This is a genomic window from Actinoplanes sp. NPDC049599 (genome assembly GCF_044465625.1).
In the GTDB taxonomy this organism is placed as follows: Bacteria; Actinomycetota; Actinomycetes; order Mycobacteriales; family Micromonosporaceae; genus Actinoplanes.
Genome location: NZ_JBITLX010000017.1, coordinates 53,839 through 74,005, shown reverse-complemented (window position 1 = coordinate 74,005; position 20,167 = coordinate 53,839). Strand labels below are relative to the sequence as shown.

Here is a 20,167-nt window from a genome sequence, read left to right as displayed (position 1 = left end):
GATGACGGCCGCGCACGTCCGCCGGACGTACTACGTGCTCGGCTTCGGCAACACCCTGGCGGCGTCGCTGATCTGGGGCGTCAACACGATCTTCCTGCTGGACGCCGGGCTGACCAACTTCCAGGCGTTCGCCGCCAACGCGTTCTTCACCGCCGGCATGGTGCTGTTCGAGGTGCCGACCGGGATCGTCGCGGACTCCTGGGGGCGCCGGGCGTCGTACCTGCTCGGCACGGTGACCCTGGCCGTCACCACGGCGCTCTACGTCTGGCTGTGGCGGATCGACGGGCCGTTCTGGGCCTGGGCGGTGTCCTCGGCGCTGCTCGGGCTCGGCTTCACGTTCTTCTCCGGCGCCACCGAGGCGTGGCTGGTCGACGCGCTGCGCGCCACCGGGTGGACCGGCACGCTGGACGAGGTCTTCGCCCGCGGCCAGGTCGTGACGGGCGTGGGGATGCTGCTGGGTGCGGGCGGCGGCGGATACCTGGCCCAGTTCGCCGGGCTCGCCGCGCCGTACCTGCTGCGGGCCGGGGTGCTGGTGGTGATGTTCGGGGTGGCCGCCGTGCTGATGCGGGACCTGGGGTTCACCCCGGAGCGCGGGGGCGGCTATCGGGCCGAGATCAGCCGGATCGCCGCCCAGTCGGTCGAGTACGGCCTGCGGGTCCGGCCGGTGCGCTGGCTCATGCTGGCCGCGCCGTTCACCGGCGGCGCGATGATCTACGTCCACTACGCGCTGCAGCCGTACCTGCTGGAGCTGTGGGGCGACAAGACCGCGTACGGGATGGCGGGCCTCGCCGCGGCGCTGCTGGCCGCGGCGCAGATCGTCGGCGGGCTGGTCACCCCGTTGCTGCGGCGGGTCTTCGTCCGGCGCACCTCGACCCTGCTCACCACGCTCGGGCTGAGCGCCGTTGTGGTGCTGCTCATGGCCGTGATCCCGAGCTTCTGGGCGGTGCTGGGGCTGGTGGTGGCCTGGGGGCTGCTGGGGGCGGCGGCCCAGCCGGTGCGGCAGGCGTACCTGAACGACATGATCCCGTCGCAGCAGCGCGCGACCATCCTGTCCTTCGATTCGCTGATGGCCTCCACCGGCGGGGTGGTGACCCAGCCCGCGCTGGGCCGGGCCGCGGACCTCTGGGGCTACCCGCCGTCGTTGCTGGTGTCGGCCGGGATCTCCGCGCTCGCGCTGCCCTTCGTCTGGCTGTCGCGGCGCGAACGGGCCCCGGCCGACACCGCCTAGCTGCCCGGGACCGCGGTGATGGTGGCGTCCCCGCTGCCGGTCTGCACGTCGATGACGGTCTTGGCGGACGGGTCGTCGACCAGGCCGAGCACCTCCGCGTCGCCCGAGCCGGTGTGCGTCTTGAGCCGGTAGGCGCCGTCCGGCACCAGCAGGTCGATCTCGCCGCTGCCCGTGCGCGCCGTCACCGGGGCGGCCTGGGCCAGCTCGACGGAGATCTCGCCGGAGCCGGTCTGCACCCGGACCGGCTTGCCGCCGGTGAGGCCGTGCGCCTCGATCCCGCCGGAGCCGGTGACCAGCGTGGCCTCGGCGCGCAGGTCGTTGACCGTGATCTCGCCGGACCCGGCGCGCAGCGACACCGCGCCGGTTGCGCCGTCGATCCCGGCGGTGCCGGAGCCGACCACCACGTCGGCGGTGCCGATGGCGGTCAGCGTGAGATCCCCCGAGCCGAGCTTGCCGCGCACGCCCACCCCGGCCGGCGCCTGGATCTCGTACGAGACCTGGCAGTGCGGGCCGCAGCTGGTGTCGAGGGTCAGCACCGTCCCGTCGATCTGGTACGAGCTCTGCGGGTCGGCGGAGCCGTCGGTGCGCACGATCCGCTTGACCCGGGTGTCGGCGATCGCCGCAGTGGTGACGGTGACGTCGCCGCTGCCGCCCGTCAGGACGATCTCGGAGACCTTCACCTTCTCGGTGTCGTCGTACGTCAGCTTGGCGCCGATCCCCCCGCCGCAGCCGGCCAGGGCGACCGCGGTCGCGGCGATCAGGGTGACGGCGCCGGCGCGCCGGGCGAGAGTCGGGGTCATGGCTGAGTCTCCTTCGGCATGCCCTTACGGCCCTCGCGGTCATGGCTGTGGCCGGCTTGCGGTCGGCGACGCTCGGTGCATGCGGTCATGCCCCTGACGCTAGGGTGCCGCCGCGCCCGGGCACCATCGGTCCTCCCACTGAGGCGGCCCCGAGAAGACCCTGAGATCCGGGTCAGGGTGTGTCGTACCCAGGGGGCAGAATGGCGTCGTGCCCGCCGGATACCGACGCCAGCTCTACCGCGACGACGCGGTGGTGCTGCGTGTGCAAAAACTCGGCGAGAGCGACCGGATCATCACCCTGCTGACCCGCCGGCACGGCCGGCTGCGCGCGGTCGCCCGTGGGGTGCGCCGCACCAGCAGCAAGTTCGGCGCCCGGCTGGAGCCGTTCGGCCACATCGACCTGCAGCTCGCCGGCTCGCCCGAGGGCGTCGGCAGCAGCCTGCACTCGGTCAGCCAGGTCGAGGCCCTGGTGCTGTACGGCAAGCGGTTCCTCACCGACTACCCCCGCTACACCGCGGCCAGCGCCATCGCGGAGACCGCCGAGCGGCTCTCCCCGGTCGAGCGGGAGCCCGCGCTGCGGCTGTTCCAGCTCACCCTCGGCGCGTTCAAGGCGCTGTCCGCCGGTGAGCACGCGAGCAGCCTGGTGCTGGACGCCTACCTGCTGCGCGGCATGTCCTTCGCGGGCTGGGCGCCGGCCCTGGGCGAGTGCGCGGTCTGCGGCACCCCGGGGCAGCACGGCGCCTTCTCGGTGCCCGCCGGCGGCGCGGTCTGCCCGGACTGCCGGCCGCCCGGCGCGGCCCACCCGGCCCCGGCGACGGTGGCCCTGATGCAGGCCCTGACCAGCGGCGACTGGCAGCTGGCCGACGCCACCGAGCAACCGGTGCGCCGCGAGTGCAGCGGGCTGGTGGCCGCACACCTGCAATGGCACATGGAGCGCAACCTGCGCGCCCTGCCGCTGGTCGACCGACGGGAGAGCACTTCGTGACGCGTCCGCCCACCCCGCACAGCTCCGGCGCCCGGCCGCCGGCCCTGCCCGCCGCGGCGGTGCCCAAGCACGTGGCGGTGGTCATGGACGGCAACGGCCGCTGGGCCAAGGAGCGCGGGCTGTCCCGCACCAAGGGCCACGAGCAGGGCGAATACTCGCTGTTCGACACCATCGAGGGCGCGATCGAGCTGGGCATCCCCTACCTGTCGGCGTACGCGTTCTCCACCGAGAACTGGAAGCGCTCGCCGGAAGAGGTCCGCTTCCTGATGGGCTTCAACCGCGACGTCATCCGGCGCCGCCGCGACCAGCTGGTGGAGCTCGGCGTCCGGGTGGTGTGGTCGGGCCGGCCGGGCCGGCTGTGGAAGAGCGTGATCTCCGAGCTGCAGACCGCGGAGGAGATGTCCAAGGCCAACAAGACGCTGACCCTGCAGTTCTGCGTCAACTACGGCGGCCACGCGGAGATCGCGGACGCCGCGGCGGCGATCGCCCGGGACGTGGCGGCGGGCCGGCTCAAGGCCGACAAGGTCAACGAGAAGACCCTGCGGAAATACCTCTACCACCCGGAGATCCCGGACGTGGACATGTTCCTGCGCCCGTCCGGCGAGGAACGCACCTCGAACTTCCTGCTCTGGCAGTCGGCGTACGCGGAGCTGGTCTTCCTGGACACGCTCTGGCCGGATTTCGACCGCCGCCACCTCTGGTACGCATGCGAGCTCTACGCCCAGCGCGACCGCCGGTTCGGCGGGGCGATCCCGAACCCCGTCGCCCCGCGGTGACAGCCCGGCGGCAGGGTCAGGTGGTGATGACAGTCACGGCCGCGGTCACGTCGGACAGGTCGGGCAGCACCGCGTGGGCCCCGGCCCGGACCAGCTCGGCCATGCTGGTGGAGCCGGTCGCCACCCCCACGGCGAGGGCGTTGTTGGCCAGCGCCGCCGACACGTCGTTGGTGGTGTCGCCGATGACCACCGGCCGGAAGCGTTCGCCGTACTTGGCCTCGGCCCGCTCCAGGCAGCGCCGCACCAGCGTGGCGCGCACGCTGTGGTCGGTGCCGTAGCCACCGATCTCCGCGTCGAAGGCGCCGGTCAGCGCGAACGCGGCGAGCTTGGCCGCGGCCACCTGCGGCACGTTGCCGGTCACCAGCGTCTGCACCACGTCGGGCCGTTCGCCCAGCGCGTCGAGCACGGCCGGCACCCCGGGCAGCAGCGCGCCCTGCTCGGCGAAGAGATGCCGCGAGCCGTGCACCTGCTCGACGTAGCGGGCGAAGAACCGCTCCGGCGTGCAGTCGGTGACCCCGTGCGTGGCGAAGACCTCGGCGCAGATGTCCAGGTCGGTCCGCCCGCCGAAGGTCGGCGTCGCCCGCCAGGCCACGCCGGTGAGCTCGGTGAACGCGGCCTTCCACGCCTGCGCGGCGACCCCGCCCCCGCGCAGCAGCGTGTAGTCGATGTCCCACATGATCAGGCGTCTCACCGTTCGGCCAGCCGCCGCTCGATGTGCTCGACCTTGCCGTGCAGCGCGTCCGAGACGCCGGGCCGGATGTCGGCCTTGAGCGAGACGCTCACCCGCGGCGCGTGCGCGGCGACGGCGTCGACGGCCTGCTTGACGACGGCCATGACCTCGTCCCACTCGCCCTCGACGGTGGTGAACATGGCATCCGTGCGGTTCGGCAGCCCGGAGGCCCGGACCACCCGCACGGCCTCGGCGACCAGATCACCGACGGAATCGCCGGCACCGAGCGGCGTGACAGAAAAGGCGACCAGCATGACCCCATCCTGACAGGTCGGCGGGACCGGCAGCTAACCAAGATCAAGATCAAGAGCCTGCTGTCGTGCCTGGTTGCATGGCCCGGACCGTCGCTCCCGCCGAGACCGGGCGAGGGCGGCCAATCGCCTGGCGGCTCATGGACGGCCGCCCTCACCCTGCCAGGTCCGTGCGTGGATGGATCCGCGTTACTGTCGCCGGGTGCCCGAGCTGATCGCCCCCACCGCCCGCCTGCACGCCGCCTGGCTGGAGGCCCGCGCGGAGTGGGGACCCGGCCCGCACGAGGACGGCTTCGGCCTGGCTCCGTCTGATGAAGTCGACACACCCGCCGGCTTCGAGGCCTGGCTGGCGCGCCTCGCCGGCCAGTCGGACCCGGCGCTGACCAGCGACCTCGGCCGGCACCGCTGCACCTACCGCTGGATCGTCGAGGACGACCGCGTGCTCGGCGGGATGGCTCTGCGACACGGCGACGACGACTACGTGCGGTGGGCCGGGCACCTCGGCTACGGCATCCGCCCGTCCGCGCGCCGGCGCGGGCTGGCCGGCTGGGCGCTGCACCGGATGCTCGACGAGGCGCGGGCGCTCGGCCTCGAGCGGGTGCTGGCCGTCTGCGCGCCCGACAACCTCGCCTCGGCACGGACGATCGAACGCTGCGGCGGCGTCGCCGAGGGCATCGGGGAAACCCCGTTCGGCCCCGCCCGGAGATACTGGTTCGAGCTCGGTCAGACCGCGACCGGCGGCCGGCCGCGGACGACCGGTTGACGGCGCTGCCGGCCACCATCGAGCGCAGGACGATCGGCCCGAACCCCGAGGAGACAGCATGCCCATCACCCTGGTGGACCCCGAAGGACTGCCCAAGGCCGGCATCTACCGGCAGGTGGCGGTCGCCACCGGCACCCGGATGGTGTTCATCGCCGGTCAGGTCGCCCGCGACGCCGACGGTGGCAAGGTGGGCGAGGGCGACCTCGCCGAGCAGGTCGAGCAGTGCTACCGCAACATCGGCACGGCCCTGGCCGAGGTCGGCGGTACGTTCGACGACGTGGTGCGGCTGACCGTCTACCTGGTCGACTGGACCCCCGACAAGATGCCCCTGTTCGTGGCCGGCGTCGCCCGGGCCGCCGCCGCGCTGGGCGTCGACCCGCTCCCGCCGCTCACCGGCATCGGCGTCGCGGCGCTGGCCGAGCCGGACATGCTGGTCGAGGTCGAGGCCACCGCCGTCCTGAGCTGACCGATGGCGCGGGGCGGCAGATCCTCACCTTCGTGGCCGGCGAGGTGCCCGACGACACCGGCCCGTTCCGGCTCCCCGACGCCCGGATCCGCAGCGCCACCACCCTGATCCGGTCCTTCCACGACGCGACGGCCGGCTCCGGGCTGTGCGCCGGTCAGGAGGTCGTCTGCCACGGCGACCTGGGGCCGCACAACACCGTGTTCCGGGGTGAGCGGGCGGTCGCGCTCATCGACTTCGAGGACGACGTCGGGCCGGGCCGGCGGCTGGACGACTTCGCCCAGGCGGTGTGGGGCTTCGCGGACCTGACCGACGCCGCCGTGCCCCTGGCCGAGCAGGCGCGCAGGACGCGGCTGATGTGTGACGTCTACGGCGGCGTGACCCCGCCGGCGGTCGTCGAGGCGCTGACCGCGCGGTTCCGCCGGGCGCACGATCAGCACCTGGCCGCCGGGCTGCCCGGCGCCGTACGCGTCTTCGCCGACCTGCTGACCTGGATGGCCCGCTTCGGCAACCGGATCGCCGACGCCTAACCGCGCCGCCTGGCCAGGTACGGCAGCACGAACATGTACAGCCCGGTGAAGAACAGCAGCGCGAGCGGGAGCAGCGGCACATAGGACACCCAGACCACGGGCTCCTCCTGGGCCAGGGCGATGAACGTGGCCACGACGGTCACCGTGAACGCGATGGCCAGCCAGCGGTGGATCTGCCGTACCCATTTGTTCCAGGTCACCGGGAACCTCCTCTGCGACGCGCAACCCCTGGTGGGCTGCCCTGGCCGTCACGCTAGTGACGGCCGGTGACCGGTGCTTCTCGATTCCTGACCGGTCCGGGCGCCTCAGTGGGCGGCGCAGCAGGGCGTCGGGTGGCGGGTCTCGAACGGCACCAGCAGCCCGCCCGCGGCCGGCGTCGTGGTCAGCGTGAGCACCCCGGCCCGCCACTGCGGCCGGACGAACCCGCCGGTGCTGATCAGCGCCGCCGGGTCCGCCTCGCCGCCGCCCAGCACCTCGACCCGCTCGATCGCGCTCAGCTCCCGCACCTCGGCCACGCTCAGCGTGCCGACCAGCAGCTGCACGCCCGGAAACAGCACCGCCCGGCCGGAGACGGTGTGCTGGGCAACCGCCTCCGGGCTCGGCGCGCCCAGCCCGGCCGGCGCCGCCCCGGCGAAGACCAGGCTCAGCGCCACGTGCGGCCGGGGCGAGCGGACCAGGTGGGTGCAGGCCAGCACCGGTACGGCCGAGAGCGACGCCAGCCAGTGTTCCGCCGCGGCCGTGTCCGGGTGGCCCAGGGACACCCCGTGCACGGCCGCGGCGGAGGAGGTCGTCACCGGGGCAGCACCCAGATCGGGTTGGTGTAGAACCACAGGTCGCTCCACGGGTCCGCGTCGCCGATCACGTCCAGCTGCGGGCCGGCCGGGTCGACCGCCGCGCCCATCAGGCCGGGCTGGGTGCGCTTGCCGTCGGTGCCGCGCAGGCGCAGGTAGAACGGCTTGTCCAGGCGGCCCAGCGGGTAGGTGACCGTGAGCTTCTTCGTGCCGGGGGTGACCTCGTACGACTTGACGACCCGGGTGTTCGGCGCCGTGAACGTGTCGCCGGCGGCCACCGGGCCGGTCACCTGGCCGACGATCACGTCCACCCGGGACAGCACCGGCACGAACTGCGCCCAGTTCGGCACGTCCTGCAGGTCGATCTCGAGGGTCAGCTCGGTGGCCGTGCCGCGCCTGACGTGCAGCACGCCGCCGAGCGGCGTACCGGAGGAAGCCCGGCGGTCGCCCGCCACCCGGAGCCGCGCGTCCAGGCTCTTGATCAGCCGGCCGTGGTCCACCCACACCCGGCCGGCCCGCAGGCCGTCCATGACGGCCCGGTAGGAGAACGAGGTCGCGCCGACGCTGGTCCGGCCGTAGAAGCCGGGCCAGAAGTCACCGGCCGTGGTGTTGACCGTGGGCGTGTATACCGGGTCGTTGTAGCGGCCGTTGGCCTCGAAGTCGCTGCCCGGGCCGCGTGCGGAGGTGTCCAGGTAGTTCACGTGGCTGTCCGAGTTGACCGTGACCCACCAGGCCCGGCCCTCGGCCAGCAGGCTGTCCCACAGCCCGCCGACCGTCGCGGTCATCCAGTCGAAGCCGCCCCAGGTGCGGTACGCCTCCAGCGGGTAGCCGGCGTAGGACGCGGCCGACGGGTTGTTGTCGTAGAGGCCGCGCGCGCCGCCCCGGCCGTTCGGGGCCTTGATGCCGGCGGCCTGGTGCCCGGGCGCGCCCTCCATGCCGATCGCGACCGTCGGGTCGGCGTCGCGCCAGTTGCGGATCTCGTGCGGGGAGTCGATGCCGCGCCGCGCCGGGTGGTTGGCCAGGAACAGCGCGCCGTCCACCTTGCGCTGCTTGACCTGCTCGCCGAGGAACCTGATGCCGGCGATCGCGGCGGCCTCGTTCTGCTCGTTGGTGTTGGTGGCCGGCAGCTGCGAGCCGTCGAAGGTCTGCTCGAACTGCTTGAGCACCGCGACCTCGTGGCGGCCCGGGTGCACGAACACCGTGGCGTGCTCGGCCGCCGGGATGTTCCACTCCAGACCCTGGAAGGTCAGCAGGTCGGGCAGCTCCTTGCGGGTGGCCAGGATGTCCGGGTTGACCTTCTCCACGCCGATCTTGGCGTGCGTGGTGCTGCCGTGGTCGGTGATGACGACCCAGTCGAGCCCGAACGCGCGCCCGTGCCCGGCCTGGTCGATGACCCGGTACTGGCCGTCGGAGCTGTGCTGGGTGTGGATGTGGTGGTCGCCGGCCAGCCAGCGGAACCCGCCCCGGGCGGTGCCACCGCCGGCCGGGCCGTGCGCGTGCGGCAGCCCGGCGGCCGCGGCCGCCGACGGCGTGGCGAGCACCGACGCGGCCGCGCCGGCGCCGAGCAGACCGGCGTTGCGCAGGAAACCGCGGCGGGAGACGTCGGAGGGCGACAGCTCGCTGTCGGGCACACCCAGATCAAGAGCCGGGGGTACGTCGGCAGCACCGCCGGCGTCGTGCGAGTGATCGTGATCGTGGTGGTGGTGATGGCCGTGACCCATGTCCCGTGGCTCCCGATGATCGACAAGGATGACCTGGTCAATGTCGCGGCCACAGTCCAACGCCCGATGGCGGTGCGGTGTCGGCCGGGCGAACAGGGGAGGGCTGCACGACCCCGCCGGCGAGCTGCGCCGACGGGGCCGTCACCGGTTCCTCAGGCCGGGGTCAGCAGCGGGTACGCCAGGACTTGGTGGTGACCACGGCGAGGGTCTCGAAGCCCTTGTTCGTCCGCCGGTACCAGGTGCCGATGGTGCGCCAGGAGTACTTGCCGAAGGTCTTGCACTTGACCTTCGGGTTCACGTCGCCCTTGCGGGTGATCGTCTTGCTGGACCGGTTGTCCCAGCCCCACCAGCGCTTCTGCTGGAGCGTGACCGAGAAGTAGGTGAGGCCGCAGTCGCGCAGCCGGCCGCCGGCGACGACGTGCCACTTGCCCTTGATCTTCTGGCCGTACGGCTTCCAGAGCCGGATGCACGCGGCGGCCTGCCGCTCGTATCCGGGCCGGACCGAGGTGAGCGTCCACTGTGTCGCCGCGGCCGGGTCGGTGGTGGCTTCCCGGGTGCTGGCCGCGGGCGTGGTGGCCGGCGGTGTGGCGGCTGCGGAGGCGCTGGGCGCTACCGCGACGGAGAGCAGGCTCCCGATCGTCAGGGCTCCCGCCAGGACTGTGCGTGTCAGCATGTGTCTGGTCATGGCTCCAGTTCTCGCAGCTGAACCGTTGTTCGGCAGCCCCCGGCGCCACACCGAACAACGGCTGTCGACATCGATCGATACGCTGCGGTCCTGTCGTCGGGGGCGAGGCGGGTGTATCGGAGATGGGTGGAACGGGCCGTCCGGAACAGGCGGTGGACCCGAGCGCCGGAGCGGTGCAGGCCTTCGCCTACGACCTCCGCAAGCTGCGCCGGGAGGCCGGCGACCTCACGTACCGGGTGATGGCGGCCCGGGTGCACTACTCGGTCACGACGCTGTCGCAGGCCGCGGCCGGGGAGCGGATGCCGTCGCTGGCGGTGACCCTGGCCTACGTGGCGGCCTGCGGCGGGGACGCGGCCGAGTGGGAGCGCCGCTGGCGGGCCACCGTCGAGGACGCCGTGGCGCAGGCCGCGGCGGACGACGGGCCGGACGCGCCGTACCTGGGGCTGAACCGCTACGAGTTCGCCGACCGGGAGCGGTTCTTCGGCCGGGAACGGCTGGTCGCCGAGCTGGTCACGCTGGTGCGGCGGCGCCGGTTCGTCGCGGTGTTCGGCCCGTCGGGCAGCGGGAAGTCGTCGCTGCTGCGCGCCGGGCTGCTGCCCGCGCTGGCGCCGGCGCCGGGCGGGCCGCGCCGGCCGGTGTCGACCCGGGTGATCACCCCCGGCGACCGGCCGGCCCGGACCCACGCCGCCCTGCTGACCGCCCGCGAACCCGGCCGGGAGACCGTGGTCGTGGTCGACCAGTTCGAGGAGGTGTTCACGCTCTGCGGCGACGCCGCGGAACGCACCGAGTTCATCAACCTGCTGCTCGCCGCCCGGGAGCGGGGCAGCGGGCTGCGCGTGGTGCTCGGGGTGCGCGGGGACTTCTACGGGCGCTGCGCCGACCACGACGGGCTGGTCCGCGCGCTCCGCGACGCCAACCTGCTGGTCGGGCCGATGAGCCCGGACGAGGTGCGCGCGGCGGTGGGCAAGCCCGCCGCCGCCGCGGGCCTGGTGGTCGAGCGGGCGTTGACCGCCCGGGTGGTGGCGGATGTCGCGGCCGAGCCCGGCGGGCTGCCGCTGATGTCGCACGCGCTGCTGGAGACGTGGCGGCGGCGCCGCGGGCGGATGCTGACGCTGGAAGCGTACGAGACCAGCGGCGGGGTGCGCGGCGCGGTGGCGCTGACCGCCGAACGTGTCTACGCGGAGCTGTCGCCCGAGCAGGCCGCGCTGGCCCGGTGGGTGCTGCTGCGGCTGGTCAACCCCGGTGACGGCGCGCCGGACACCCGGCGCCCGGTGGACCGCGCCGAGCTGGACACCGGCTCGCCGGCCGACGTCGACCGGGTGCTGGAACGGCTCGCCCAAGCGCGCCTGCTGACGCTCGACGGCTCCACCGTGGACATCGCGCACGAGGCGTTGCTGTCGTCGTGGCCGCGGCTGCGCGGCTGGCTGGACGAGGACCGCGACCGGCTCCGGGTGCACCGCAGGCTGGCCGCCGCCGCGCAGACCTGGCGGGAGCTCGGGCGTGATCCCGGCGCCCTCTACGGCGGGATCCAGCTGGCCACGGCGGAGCAACAACTGCACACCGCCGAGTTGAACGCCGCGGAGCGGGACTTCCTCGACGCCAGCCGCGCCGCGCGGGAGCTGCGGGAGCGGGCCGCGACCCGCAACACCAGGCGGTTGCGCGCGCTGGTCGCGGGGCTGACCGTGCTGCTGGTGCTGGCCGCCGCCAGCGGGCTGGTCGCCTGGCGGCAGAACGAGACCAGCCGGCGGCAGCGGATCCAGGCGGCGGCCCTGCGGCTCACCGCGGTCGCGGACGGCCGCCGCTTCGTCGACCCGGCCTCGGCGATGCTGCTCAGCGTGGCGGCCTGGCGGACCACCGACACCCCGGAGACCCGGTCGGCGTTGCTCGCGGCGCTGGCCCAGCGGGAGCAGGACGCGTTCGCCGAACCCGATCCCGAGCCGGGCGCGGAGCGTTTCCTCACCGCCGACGGCCGCACGCTGGTCAGCGTGGGCGCCAAGGCGGTGCTGACCTGGGACGTGGCCACCCACCGCCGGACCGCCACGGCGCCGGGCCTGGACGCCGACGCCTGGTCCGTGCTCACCGACGTCAGCCCGGACGGGCGGACACTGGCGCTGTCGACAGACCGCGGGATCCAGTTCCGCGACCTGGCGTCGGGCCGTCTGTCGGGTGTGCTGCCGGACGCCACGCAGGACGAGAGCGGGTCGTTCGGGCCGAGCGGGCGGATCTTCCTGAGGGACGTCACCGATCCGGGCACGGGCCGCACCGGGGTCCAGATCTGGGACCTGCGGCAGCGGCGCATGCTGTTCCACCAGCCCCTCGAATCCGCCGGACCGGAGGGCACGCTGCATGCGGACGCCGGCGCTGACGACCGGACCGTGGCGTTCTGCTCGTCCGGCCGTCCGCTCGAGGTGTGGGACGTGGTGCGCCGCAAGCGGCTGCCCGCGCTGACCGCGTCCGGGGTCCGCCAGGGCTGCGTCCAGCACGCCCGGCTCACCCCGGACGGCCGCACCCTGGTGGTCGTGGTCGGCGCCGGCGTACGGGTCTGGGACGTCGCCTCCGGACGGCTGCGCGCGGTCTTCGCCCAGCCCGGCATCGAGGAGATCGCGGTCAGCCCGGATGGTGCGTTCGTGGTGACCTCGGACGCGGACGACATCCGGCTGTGGCGCACCGGTGAATCCGACCGGCCGGTCTTCCGGCACCCGCTGGCCGGCGAGGAGCCCACCCAGCTGCGCCTGGACGTGGCCCAGCGCCGGATCCGCTACCTGGACAGCTTCTCCGGCTCGGTGGTGCGCACGCTCGACGTTACCGGCGCGGTCGAGCCGGCCTGGCACGCCGAGCCGCTCGAAGCCGCCGTGTTCAGCCCCGGCGGGGCGACGCTGGCGACCATGCCGCGCACCGGGGACCACGCCCGCTGGCAGCTGTGGGACGGCCGGACCGGTCGCCGCGGCCGGGAACTGCCCGGCGACCTCTGCCCGGCCGACCCGGCCGGGCCGGAGCCGTCGCCGGACCTGATCCCGCTCGCGGCGGATTCGGACGAGCCGCGGGTGGGCATCGGGCAGGGTGACTCGTGTCTGAGCCTGCTGACGTTCGACGCCGCCGGGCGGACGGCCGCCTACGCCGCCGGACCCACCCCGCCGGAGCTACCGGTGCTCTTCCCGGTGTGGGACCTGGCGGCCGGCCGGGCGGCGCGGACGCTGCGCCTCGCGGAGCCGCCCGACGACCCCGAGCAGCAGACCGTCAACGAGGCCAACGGCATCGCGCTCAGCCCGGACGGCGCAACCTTGCTGATCTCCCACACCCCGGAGGGTGAGGTCACGGAGATCTGGGACGTGCGCCGCGGCGTGCGCACCGGCACGGTGCCCGACGTCGGCGGCGAGGCGCTGGTGATCCGGCCCGACGGCGCGCTCCTGGTGACCTCCCACGACCAACTGGTGGACCTGCGGTCGCGGCGGGTCGAGCAGCGGGCGCTCGGCGTGGGGGACACGTCGGTGCTGGCGTTCAGCCCGGACGGGCGGTACCTGGCGGCCGGCGACCACCTCGGCCGGGTGACCCTCTGGGACGGCGACGTCCGGCGCCGGCTCGGCGTCTACCCGGGCACCTCCGCGGACGGGACCGAGGCCGTGTCGGGTCTCGCGTTCTCCCCGGACGGCCGCACGCTGGCGGTGGCGGGCAGCGCGGGCACGCTGCAACTCTGGGACACGTCGGCGCACCTGCGGCTGGGCGCCCCGCTGCCGACGCCGGGCGACGCGCAACTGGCGGTGGCGTTCAGCCCGGACGGCGAGCAGTTGTCCGCGGTGGGACAGCACACCGGACTCCGCACCTACCCGGTCGGATCTCGTGCGGTCGCCGCTGAGGTGTGCGGGCGCGCCGGCGGCACCCTGTCCCGTGCGGTGTGGGCGGCGTACCTGCCCGAGGCTCCGTACCGGGATGTCTGCCCGCGGTGATGTTCGGTGTGGCGGCGAGGGCTGCGAACACTGTTCAGCTGCGAGAACTGGATCCATGACCAGACACATGCCGCAGCGCACAGTCCTCGCGGGGATGCTCACGATCGGGTCCCTCGTCGCCGTCGCCGCCGGACCCACCCCGGCCGCGCCCACGGCCGGGTCGGCCGCCGTGCCGGTGGAGCGCGGCGAGCCGCAGGCGATCGGCAAAGCGGAGATCACTTCGTACCTGGCGGCGCTCGCGCCGAACGCGCCGCGCGGACAGCGCTCGACGCCCGATCTACCTGGTCGTGGTGGTGATGGCCGTGACCCATGTCCTGTGGCTCCCGATGACCGACAAGGATGACCAGGTCAATACGGCGGCCGCATCGCAACATCGAGTGTCGCCGGAGTGGCCGGCGAGCGAACAGGTGACGGTTACCTCAGCCTCGAATCACTGAGGCGTGCGATCCGGGATGATCAATGACGAAGCCTCCCCGAGGGGGAGGCTTCGTCGGTGGGCCCGCGCCAACGGGTTGCCACCGGGGTTCCGTTCGCCTATCCGGGTATGGCAAGCATCGGGAACTCCAGGCACGCCGTGCCTTCGACCAGCGTGCGACGTCGACCTTCCGGTTCTCTACCGTTTTCCTACCGTCGAACGGTGTGCCATCTTGACGGAAGCCCCTGGATTGTGCTTCCGGATTCTGCGAATATTCGCCCAAGTCGACGTGGTGACGCCAATCAGCATCGTCGACCGAAGTCCTATCCGGGTCGATTGAGCGAGGGAATGGCATGATCGTCTGCGCAGATCGGTCGCTTCCCACGCGGGAAGGGAAGCTTGTGGACTACGCGCCGATCCCCACCGGCGGGTTGAACCGACACCCAACGCCATCTCCGCAGGAGGCCGGTCCGGTCACGCCGGACAGCAGTCCCCACGCCGGGTTCACGGCGGTGGTGATGGTGCTCGGCCAGTTGGCGTTCGTCTTCGCCGGCGTCCGGTGGGCGAGCCTGGATGTTCCTGCTGCCCTGCGTGCCGCTGCGGGAGCCACGGCTCTCGGTCTGGCGGCTGTGTACGGCAGGCCCGCCTTGCTGAGCATCGGCCGGTTCCTGAGACGCTGAGCGGTGTGAAAGCAGCTTCTGTCGCCTCCATTGCGCCGCCTGTCTCACCAGAAGGGGTGCGGTTCGCCTCGGCCGGGCGAACTGCGCCGCTCGGGCGCCGGCCCGAGGCATGCCGACGCGCGGCATCGCGCCGATCGTCGCTGAAGGCACGCCGGTGTATGCATGGGGAGCGCGCGTGAAGTACCGCATCCTCGGCCAGTTCTCAGTGCGCGACGACCAAGAACGGGAAGTGCCTTTGCCGGCCGGGGTCAGGCTGGCGGTGCTCGGTGTCCTGCTGGTGAACGCCAACCGTCCGGTGCGGACCGCGGATCTGATGCGGGTGGCTTGGGGCGGGTCGGCAGTGGCGGAAGCCCAGCTGCACAAGGCGGTTTCCGCGATTCGTCACCTGCTCGCGAGCGATGGCATCCGCGGGCACGTGGTCACCCATCCGCGGCTTGGCTATGAGCTGCGGGTCGAGCCCGATGACCTCGACAAGACCCTGTTCGAGCGGCACATCCTGGAGGCTGAACGAGCAGGCTCTGCCGGACGAAACGAGGACGAAGCTGACCTGCTGCGCGAGGCGCTGCGGTTGTGGAGCGGCCCGCAGGTGCTGCCCGGCACCAGAGCGGACTCGTTTCGGCAGTACATCGCGATCCTCGAGCAGCGGCGCAAGCGCGCCGCGGCGCGGCTGGCCGAGTTGGACCTCTCCGCCGGCAGGACCGAGCAGGTCCTCGACGAACTCCTCGCCATCGCGCTGGACTACCCGGATGACCAGCGGCTGTGCGAGCTTGGCATGATCGCACTGCACCTTACCGGGCGCTCCGTCGAAGCGGTGGAGATGTACGAGGGCCATGCCGCCGCGGTGGAACGGTCGACCGCCGCTCGACCCGATCCGGCCCTGCGTCGGCTCGCGTACGCGATCGGGAGCGGTAATGAAGCCGCGGTCACCCAGCACGTCCGGGTGGTCCTGACGTCGGCCGCGGGCCGCCGCACCATACAGGCCCTCACTCCCCGACAGCTGCCGCCGGACCCGGGCGATCTGGTGGGCCGTGCAGACATCATCGCGGAGGCGCAGTGGCTTCTGACGCAGGTGCCGGATCGGAAGACATCGTTGGTGCTGTCCGGCCCCGGCGGGATCGGCAAGACCGCATTGGCCGTCCATGTGGCTCACCGGGTCGCCGACCACTACCCCGATGGCCAGTTGTACCTGGATCTTCTCGGAACCTCCCTCCAGCCGGTCAATCCGTCGGACTCGCTGGCACAGCTGCTACGGGCGTTGCAGGTGCCCGAGGTGCCGGGATCGCGGGGCGAGCGGGCTGCGTTGTTGCGCTCCCTGGCCGCGGAACGGCGTCTCCTTTTCGTCTTCGACGACGTGCTCGACGAGGCGCAGGTCCGTGACCTCATTCCGGGCGCCCCCGAGTGTGGGGTGCTGATCATCAGCCGCAGGCGTCTCCCCGGCCTGGATTCCGCCCGTCACCTACCGGCTCTCGACCCCCTGGACCGCAGGTCGGCCACGGAGGTGTATCGGCTCGTGACCAAGATGGCCGGGGTGGACATAAGCGGCGAGCCGGAAGCTACCGCGCGGATAGTCGAGCTCTGCGCGGGGTTGCCACTGGCGCTGAAAGTGGCGGGCGCGCTCCGCGGCCGGGATCGGGGTCAGACGGGGACGCTGCTTGCGGATCGGCTCGCCGGTGCCGTGCTGCCAGGGCTGGTCTACGGCGACCACAGCGTGGAACGCGCCATCGGAGCCAGCTTCGATCGGCTTGACGAGTCGTCGCAGTCGCTACTCCTCGGACTCGGACTGCTCTCGTTGCCTGTCTTCGGGGTCTGGACAGCCGCAGCGGTGCTCGGCGCGGACGCCGCGGACGCCGCGGACACGCTTGCGACGCTGGCAGCCGCGCACCTCGTCGAACCGGCGCGGTTGGACTCGCGGTACACGCTGCATGACCTGACCCGTGAGTTCGCCCTTCGCCGGGCAGAGATCCGGTACCCGGCACGCGAGGACCGCCTCGCCGTACAGCGAAGGGTGTATGCGTCGATGCTGACCCTCGCTTCCCGAGCGGAGCTCGGCATCGGTCGCCACGACCTCGATCCGCCCGTGCCGCCGGATCCATCCGCGGGTCTCGACCGACCTCCGCTCGACTGGCTCGAATCGGAACGGGTTAACCTACGCGCCGCGGTAGAGCACACTGCTGATCTCGGACTGACCGAGTGCTGCTGGCGTCTCGCCGTCACAGCACGCCCCTTCTATGCCGTCCGGGGGTATACCGAGGACTGGCGAGTGACCAGCCTGACGGCGCTGAGGGCGTGCCGGGAGAAGGGCGATACCCGGGGCGAGGAGGCCGTACTCGCAGCCATGGCGGGAAGCCCGCCGGTCGATGACGACGTCAGCCGACACTGACAGCGTCGCCTGGCTGGTCAGCCGATGATCGGCCGGAACAGTCCGAGCAGGACGCTGGTGGTCAGCGCCGCGGCCGACAGCAACGCCGCGCCGGCCATCAGGGCGGCGTCGGCCCGGCCGAACACCTGCCGGCGTGCGTAGGTGCGGGGCAGGCCCGAGTCGAAGCCGCGCGCGTCCATCGCCACCGCCAGCCGGGTGCCCCGCCGGATCGCCCCGACCAGCAGGGCGAACGCGGTCGACACGAACAGCCGCAGCCGGGCCGCCGGGCTGTGGCCGGCGTCGATGCCGCGGGCCCGGCGGGCCAGGCTGAGCATCTGCCACTCCTGACCGAGCAGCGGCACCAGCCGGAACGCGGCCAGCGCGCCGATCGCGAACCGGGCCGGGGCCCGGACGTTCTGCACCAGGGCGTCGGCCAGGTCGGTGGGGTCGGTGGTGGCGAACACGATGATGCCCGGCAGCGCGATCGCGAAGACCCGCAGCACCATGCCCAGCGCGGTGACCAGCACCCCGGTCGTCACCGCGAACGGCCCCAGCGTCGCCAGCGTCGCGCCGGTGCGCTCGGCGGCGAACAGCACCAGCGTGATCACGATGCCGGCGGCGGCCAGCACCAGCGGCCAGGCGCGCCGGAACAGGGTGCCGTACCGGACGCCGAAGAGCGGCAGCACCGCCAGCTCGACCGCCAGGGCGATGGTCGGGGTCAGCGGGTCCAGGGTCGCGATCAGCGGGCCGCTGAACAGCACCGCGGCGGCGAGCTTGGCGACCGGGTTGCGCCGCGCGAGCGGTGCCGTGCTGGCCTCGAAGGTCGGCAGGGTCAGCGTCATGCGGCCCGTTCCAGCCGGTGGATCGAGTCGGCGAGGGCCGCCACGAAGTCCTCGTCGTGGGTGACCGCGACGATGCCGTGGCCGTCGTCGCGGAGCCGGGCCAGCAGGTCGACCAGCTCGATCCAGGTGCGCCGGTCCTGGCCGAAGGTGGGCTCGTCGAGCACCAGCAGCCGGGGCGCGGTGGCCAGGGCGGTGGCGACGCTCAGCCGCCGCGCCTCGCCGCCGGAGAGGGTGTGCGGGTTCGCGCCGGCCAGCTTGTCCAGCCGCAGCCGCTGGAGCAGCTCGTCGACGATCCCGCTCACCTCGGCCTCGGTGCGGCCGATCCGGCGCGGGCCGAGGGCCAGCTCGTCGGCGACCCGGTGGGTGACGAACTGGTGCTCCGGGTCCTGGAAGACCGAGCCGATCCGGGTGGTCAGCTCAACCGCCCGCCACCGGTACGGCGGCCCGCCCGGTCCCGCGTCGACCGTGCCCGAGGTGGGCTTGAGCAGCCCGCCGAGCAGCAACGCGAGAGTGGACTTGCCGGCGCCGTTGGGACCGGTGACGGCCAGCACCTCGCCGGCCCGGGCGGTCAGCGTGGCGGCCGGGAGACGGTGCCGCAGGGTGACGGCTTCCGCGCGTACCAGGGGAGCACCGGGACCGGTGACGGCCTTGCGGGGGGCGACCGGGTGACCCGGCACCCAGACCCCCTCCGCCGCCAGGCGGTCGCCGTGCGCGCCGAAGACCGTGCCCGGCGGGCCGTCCGCGCGCACCCCGCCGCCCGGCTCCAGCACCACCACCCGGTCGACCAGCGGGAGCGCTTCCGCGACCCGGTGCTCCACGACGATCAGCGTGGTGTCCTGGTCGAGCGCCCGGGCGATGGCCGACCGGATCAGCGCGGCGCCGGCCGGGTCCAGGTTCGCGGTCGGCTCGTCGAGCAGCAGCAGGCCGGGCCGCAGCGCGAGGGTGCCGGCCAGCGCCAGCCGCTGTTGCTCCCCGCCGGACAGCGCGCCGGTGGGCCGGTCCCGGCCGTAGCCGAAGCCGACCCGGTGCAGCGCCTCGTCGACCCGGGGCCAGATCTCGGCGGCCGGCACGCCGCGGTTCTCCAGCCCGAACGCCACGTCGTCGCCGCTGCGCGCCATGACCAGCTGGGTCTGCGGGTCCTGGAACACGATGCCGACCCGCTCGCGGGCCTTGCGCGGGTCGAGCCCGTCGATCTCGACCGTGCCCTCGGCCTCACCCGAGTCGTCGGGCAGCAGGCCGGCGAGCGCGGCGAGCAGGGTGGACTTGCCGGCCCCGGAGGGCCCGAGCAGCAGCACCCGTTCGCCGTGCGCGATGCGCAGGTCGACCCCGCGCACCGCCCACGCCTTGCGCCCGGCATGCCGCCACCCGAACCCCCGCAGGACCACTGAGCCCATAATTAGACGGCGGCGCGTTCGCGGCCGGAGGCGAACCGGTCCAGTACGCCGGTCTGTGCCAGCGCCCGGACCAGCAGGATGCTGCCCAGGCCCGCCACCAGCACGGAGCTGACCACGGTGATCGCGATGTAGGGCAGCCGCAGGGTGGCCCAGGACGTCCCGCCGTACCAGACGAAGGCGTCGTAGACGGACGCGGCGAAGCCGGCCGCGGCGGCCGCCGCCAGGGCGACCGGCAGGTTCCACACCTTGTACGCGAACACGGCGAAGACCAGCTCGGCCGCGGCCGCCTCCAGCGGGCCCTGCAGCACCAGGGTCCAGCCCCAGCTCGTGCCCAGCGCCACCGACACCAGCGCGGCCAGCGTCAGCGTGTAGAAGGCGGCGCCGGGCTTGCGGATGACCAGGGCGCCGAGCACGGCCGGCACCAGCCAGACGCCGTACAGGATGGCCCGGCCGGGCAGCGGGATGGCGTCCGCCGGGCCGTTCCAGAGCAGGCCCCAGGCCCAGAAGATGACGCCGAAAGCGACCGCGATGATCGAGGCGATGACGATGTCTATGGTGCGCCAGCGGTGGTTCATGAGTGGTGCCTCCCAGCTCGTACCGGGAGGAGACGCTGCACCGCGGCCGGGGACGTCTCCCGGACACGGCGCGGCTGGAGAAAGACCGAGCTCCCTGCGCTGGCATTACCCAGATCAGGTTCGAGGGTCTGCGGTGTCACCCGCACTCTCAGCGCTGCGCGCTCCCCTGTCGGATTGCATGTGTTTCGATGAACTTAACACCCGTACGGCTGTACGGGACAGCGTAGGAGGCGTC

19 protein-coding genes and 1 riboswitch are annotated in these 20,167 nt (G+C 73.1%); of the genes, 9 read left to right on the top strand and 10 right to left on the bottom strand.

The annotated features are described in order from the left end of the window. The first annotated feature begins 1 nt into the window (after window position 1). On the top strand, window positions 2-1,228 hold the full coding sequence (locus tag ACIBQZ_RS26985; RefSeq protein WP_396091665.1) for an MFS transporter: 1,227 nt from the start codon (window positions 2-4) through the stop codon (window positions 1,226-1,228). Here ACIBQZ_RS26985 and ACIBQZ_RS26980 read toward each other — a convergent pair. Then, complete coding sequence (locus ACIBQZ_RS26980; protein ID WP_396091577.1) at window positions 1,225-2,028, bottom strand: DUF4097 family beta strand repeat-containing protein; 804 nt, start codon at window positions 2,026-2,028, stop codon at window positions 1,225-1,227. The genes ACIBQZ_RS26985 and ACIBQZ_RS26980 overlap by 4 nt on opposite strands. A gap of 208 nt (window positions 2,029-2,236) precedes the next feature. Between ACIBQZ_RS26980 and recO the strand changes: the two genes are divergently transcribed. After that, window positions 2,237-3,013 (top strand): DNA repair protein RecO, encoded by a 777-nt coding sequence (recO, locus tag ACIBQZ_RS26975; protein WP_396091576.1) that lies wholly within the window; start codon window positions 2,237-2,239, stop codon window positions 3,011-3,013. Then, entirely contained in the window at window positions 3,010-3,789 is a 780-nt protein-coding gene (locus ACIBQZ_RS26970) for an isoprenyl transferase (RefSeq protein WP_396091575.1), read from the top strand. The genes recO and ACIBQZ_RS26970 overlap by 4 nt, the downstream gene beginning before the upstream one ends. A gap of 16 nt (window positions 3,790-3,805) precedes the next feature. On the opposite strand, the gene ACIBQZ_RS26965 is transcribed toward ACIBQZ_RS26970, so the two are convergent. Together ACIBQZ_RS26965 and ACIBQZ_RS26960 are read right to left on the bottom strand one after the other, a co-directional pair. Further along, on the bottom strand, window positions 3,806-4,480 hold the full coding sequence (locus ACIBQZ_RS26965; RefSeq protein WP_396091574.1) for an HAD family hydrolase: 675 nt from the start codon (window positions 4,478-4,480) through the stop codon (window positions 3,806-3,808). Next, window positions 4,477-4,773 (bottom strand): MTH1187 family thiamine-binding protein, encoded by a 297-nt coding sequence (locus ACIBQZ_RS26960; protein ID WP_396091573.1) that lies wholly within the window; start codon window positions 4,771-4,773, stop codon window positions 4,477-4,479. Before ACIBQZ_RS26960 ends, ACIBQZ_RS26965 begins: the two co-directional genes overlap by 4 nt. Window positions 4,774-4,972: 199 nt before the next feature. Here ACIBQZ_RS26960 and ACIBQZ_RS26955 point away from each other — a divergent pair, with 199 nt between their 5' ends. From ACIBQZ_RS26955 to ACIBQZ_RS26945, 3 genes are read left to right on the top strand one after another with little or no spacing between them, the layout of a single operon-like run. Then, window positions 4,973-5,533, top strand: coding sequence for a GNAT family N-acetyltransferase (locus ACIBQZ_RS26955; protein ID WP_396091572.1), 561 nt, complete (start codon window positions 4,973-4,975; stop codon window positions 5,531-5,533). A gap of 58 nt (window positions 5,534-5,591) precedes the next feature. After that, on the top strand, window positions 5,592-5,999 hold the full coding sequence (locus ACIBQZ_RS26950; protein ID WP_396091571.1) for a RidA family protein: 408 nt from the start codon (window positions 5,592-5,594) through the stop codon (window positions 5,997-5,999). A gap of 32 nt (window positions 6,000-6,031) precedes the next feature. Beyond that, window positions 6,032-6,526, top strand: a complete 495-nt coding sequence (locus ACIBQZ_RS26945; RefSeq protein ID WP_396091570.1) for a phosphotransferase — start codon at window positions 6,032-6,034, stop codon at window positions 6,524-6,526. Here ACIBQZ_RS26945 and ACIBQZ_RS26940 read toward each other — a convergent pair. The 4 genes from ACIBQZ_RS26940 to ACIBQZ_RS26925 all read right to left on the bottom strand — a co-directional run bounded on the left by ACIBQZ_RS26940 (window position 6,523) and on the right by ACIBQZ_RS26925 (window position 9,711). Further along, window positions 6,523-6,726 carry a hypothetical protein gene (locus ACIBQZ_RS26940; protein WP_396091569.1) on the bottom strand — a complete coding sequence of 68 codons (204 nt, stop codon included), beginning with the start codon at window positions 6,724-6,726 and terminating at the stop codon, window positions 6,523-6,525. The two genes, ACIBQZ_RS26945 and ACIBQZ_RS26940, sit on opposite strands and share 4 nt — an antisense overlap. Window positions 6,727-6,831: 105 nt before the next feature. Beyond that, window positions 6,832-7,320, bottom strand: coding sequence for a hypothetical protein (locus tag ACIBQZ_RS26935; RefSeq protein WP_396091568.1), 489 nt, complete (start codon window positions 7,318-7,320; stop codon window positions 6,832-6,834). Then, a complete protein-coding gene (locus ACIBQZ_RS26930) occupies window positions 7,317-9,038 on the bottom strand; it encodes a histidinol-phosphatase (RefSeq protein WP_396091567.1) in 1,722 nt (573 codons plus the stop codon). The genes ACIBQZ_RS26935 and ACIBQZ_RS26930 overlap by 4 nt, the downstream gene beginning before the upstream one ends. 163 nt (window positions 9,039-9,201) lie before the next feature. Beyond that, entirely contained in the window at window positions 9,202-9,711 is a 510-nt protein-coding gene (locus tag ACIBQZ_RS26925) for a hypothetical protein (RefSeq protein WP_396091566.1), read from the bottom strand. Window positions 9,712-9,875: 164 nt separating this feature from the next. Between ACIBQZ_RS26925 and ACIBQZ_RS26920 the strand changes: the two genes are divergently transcribed. The 3 genes from ACIBQZ_RS26920 to ACIBQZ_RS26910 all read left to right on the top strand — a co-directional run bounded on the left by ACIBQZ_RS26920 (window position 9,876) and on the right by ACIBQZ_RS26910 (window position 17,142). Beyond that, window positions 9,876-13,667: a hypothetical protein gene (locus ACIBQZ_RS26920; RefSeq protein WP_396091565.1), complete on the top strand. Its 3,792-nt coding sequence runs from the start codon at window positions 9,876-9,878 to the stop codon at window positions 13,665-13,667. 816 nt (window positions 13,668-14,483) lie between these two features. Continuing rightward, entirely contained in the window at window positions 14,484-14,762 is a 279-nt protein-coding gene (locus ACIBQZ_RS26915) for a hypothetical protein (protein ID WP_396091564.1), read from the top strand. A gap of 175 nt (window positions 14,763-14,937) precedes the next feature. Beyond that, the gene (locus tag ACIBQZ_RS26910) at window positions 14,938-17,142 is read left to right on the top strand and encodes a BTAD domain-containing putative transcriptional regulator (protein WP_396091563.1); all 2,205 of its coding nucleotides are present in this window, start codon (window positions 14,938-14,940) and stop codon (window positions 17,140-17,142) included. 17 nt (window positions 17,143-17,159) lie between these two features. Here the strand turns inward: ACIBQZ_RS26910 and ACIBQZ_RS26905 are convergent, their stop codons facing one another. Genes ACIBQZ_RS26905 through ACIBQZ_RS26895 form a run of 3 tightly spaced genes read right to left on the bottom strand, consistent with a single transcriptional unit; the run spans window position 17,160 to window position 19,932 of the window. Next, the gene (locus ACIBQZ_RS26905; RefSeq protein WP_396091562.1) at window positions 17,160-17,963 is read right to left on the bottom strand and encodes an energy-coupling factor transporter transmembrane component T family protein; all 804 of its coding nucleotides are present in this window, start codon (window positions 17,961-17,963) and stop codon (window positions 17,160-17,162) included. Continuing rightward, window positions 17,960-19,357, bottom strand: coding sequence for an ABC transporter ATP-binding protein (locus ACIBQZ_RS26900; protein ID WP_396091561.1), 1,398 nt, complete (start codon window positions 19,355-19,357; stop codon window positions 17,960-17,962). The genes ACIBQZ_RS26905 and ACIBQZ_RS26900 overlap by 4 nt, the downstream gene beginning before the upstream one ends. A gap of 2 nt (window positions 19,358-19,359) precedes the next feature. Beyond that, the gene (locus ACIBQZ_RS26895; RefSeq protein ID WP_396091560.1) at window positions 19,360-19,932 is read right to left on the bottom strand and encodes an ECF transporter S component; all 573 of its coding nucleotides are present in this window, start codon (window positions 19,930-19,932) and stop codon (window positions 19,360-19,362) included. 73 nt (window positions 19,933-20,005) lie between these two features. Next, a riboswitch (TPP riboswitch) is annotated at window positions 20,006-20,110 on the bottom strand. Between the last annotated feature and the right edge of the window lie 57 nt (window positions 20,111-20,167).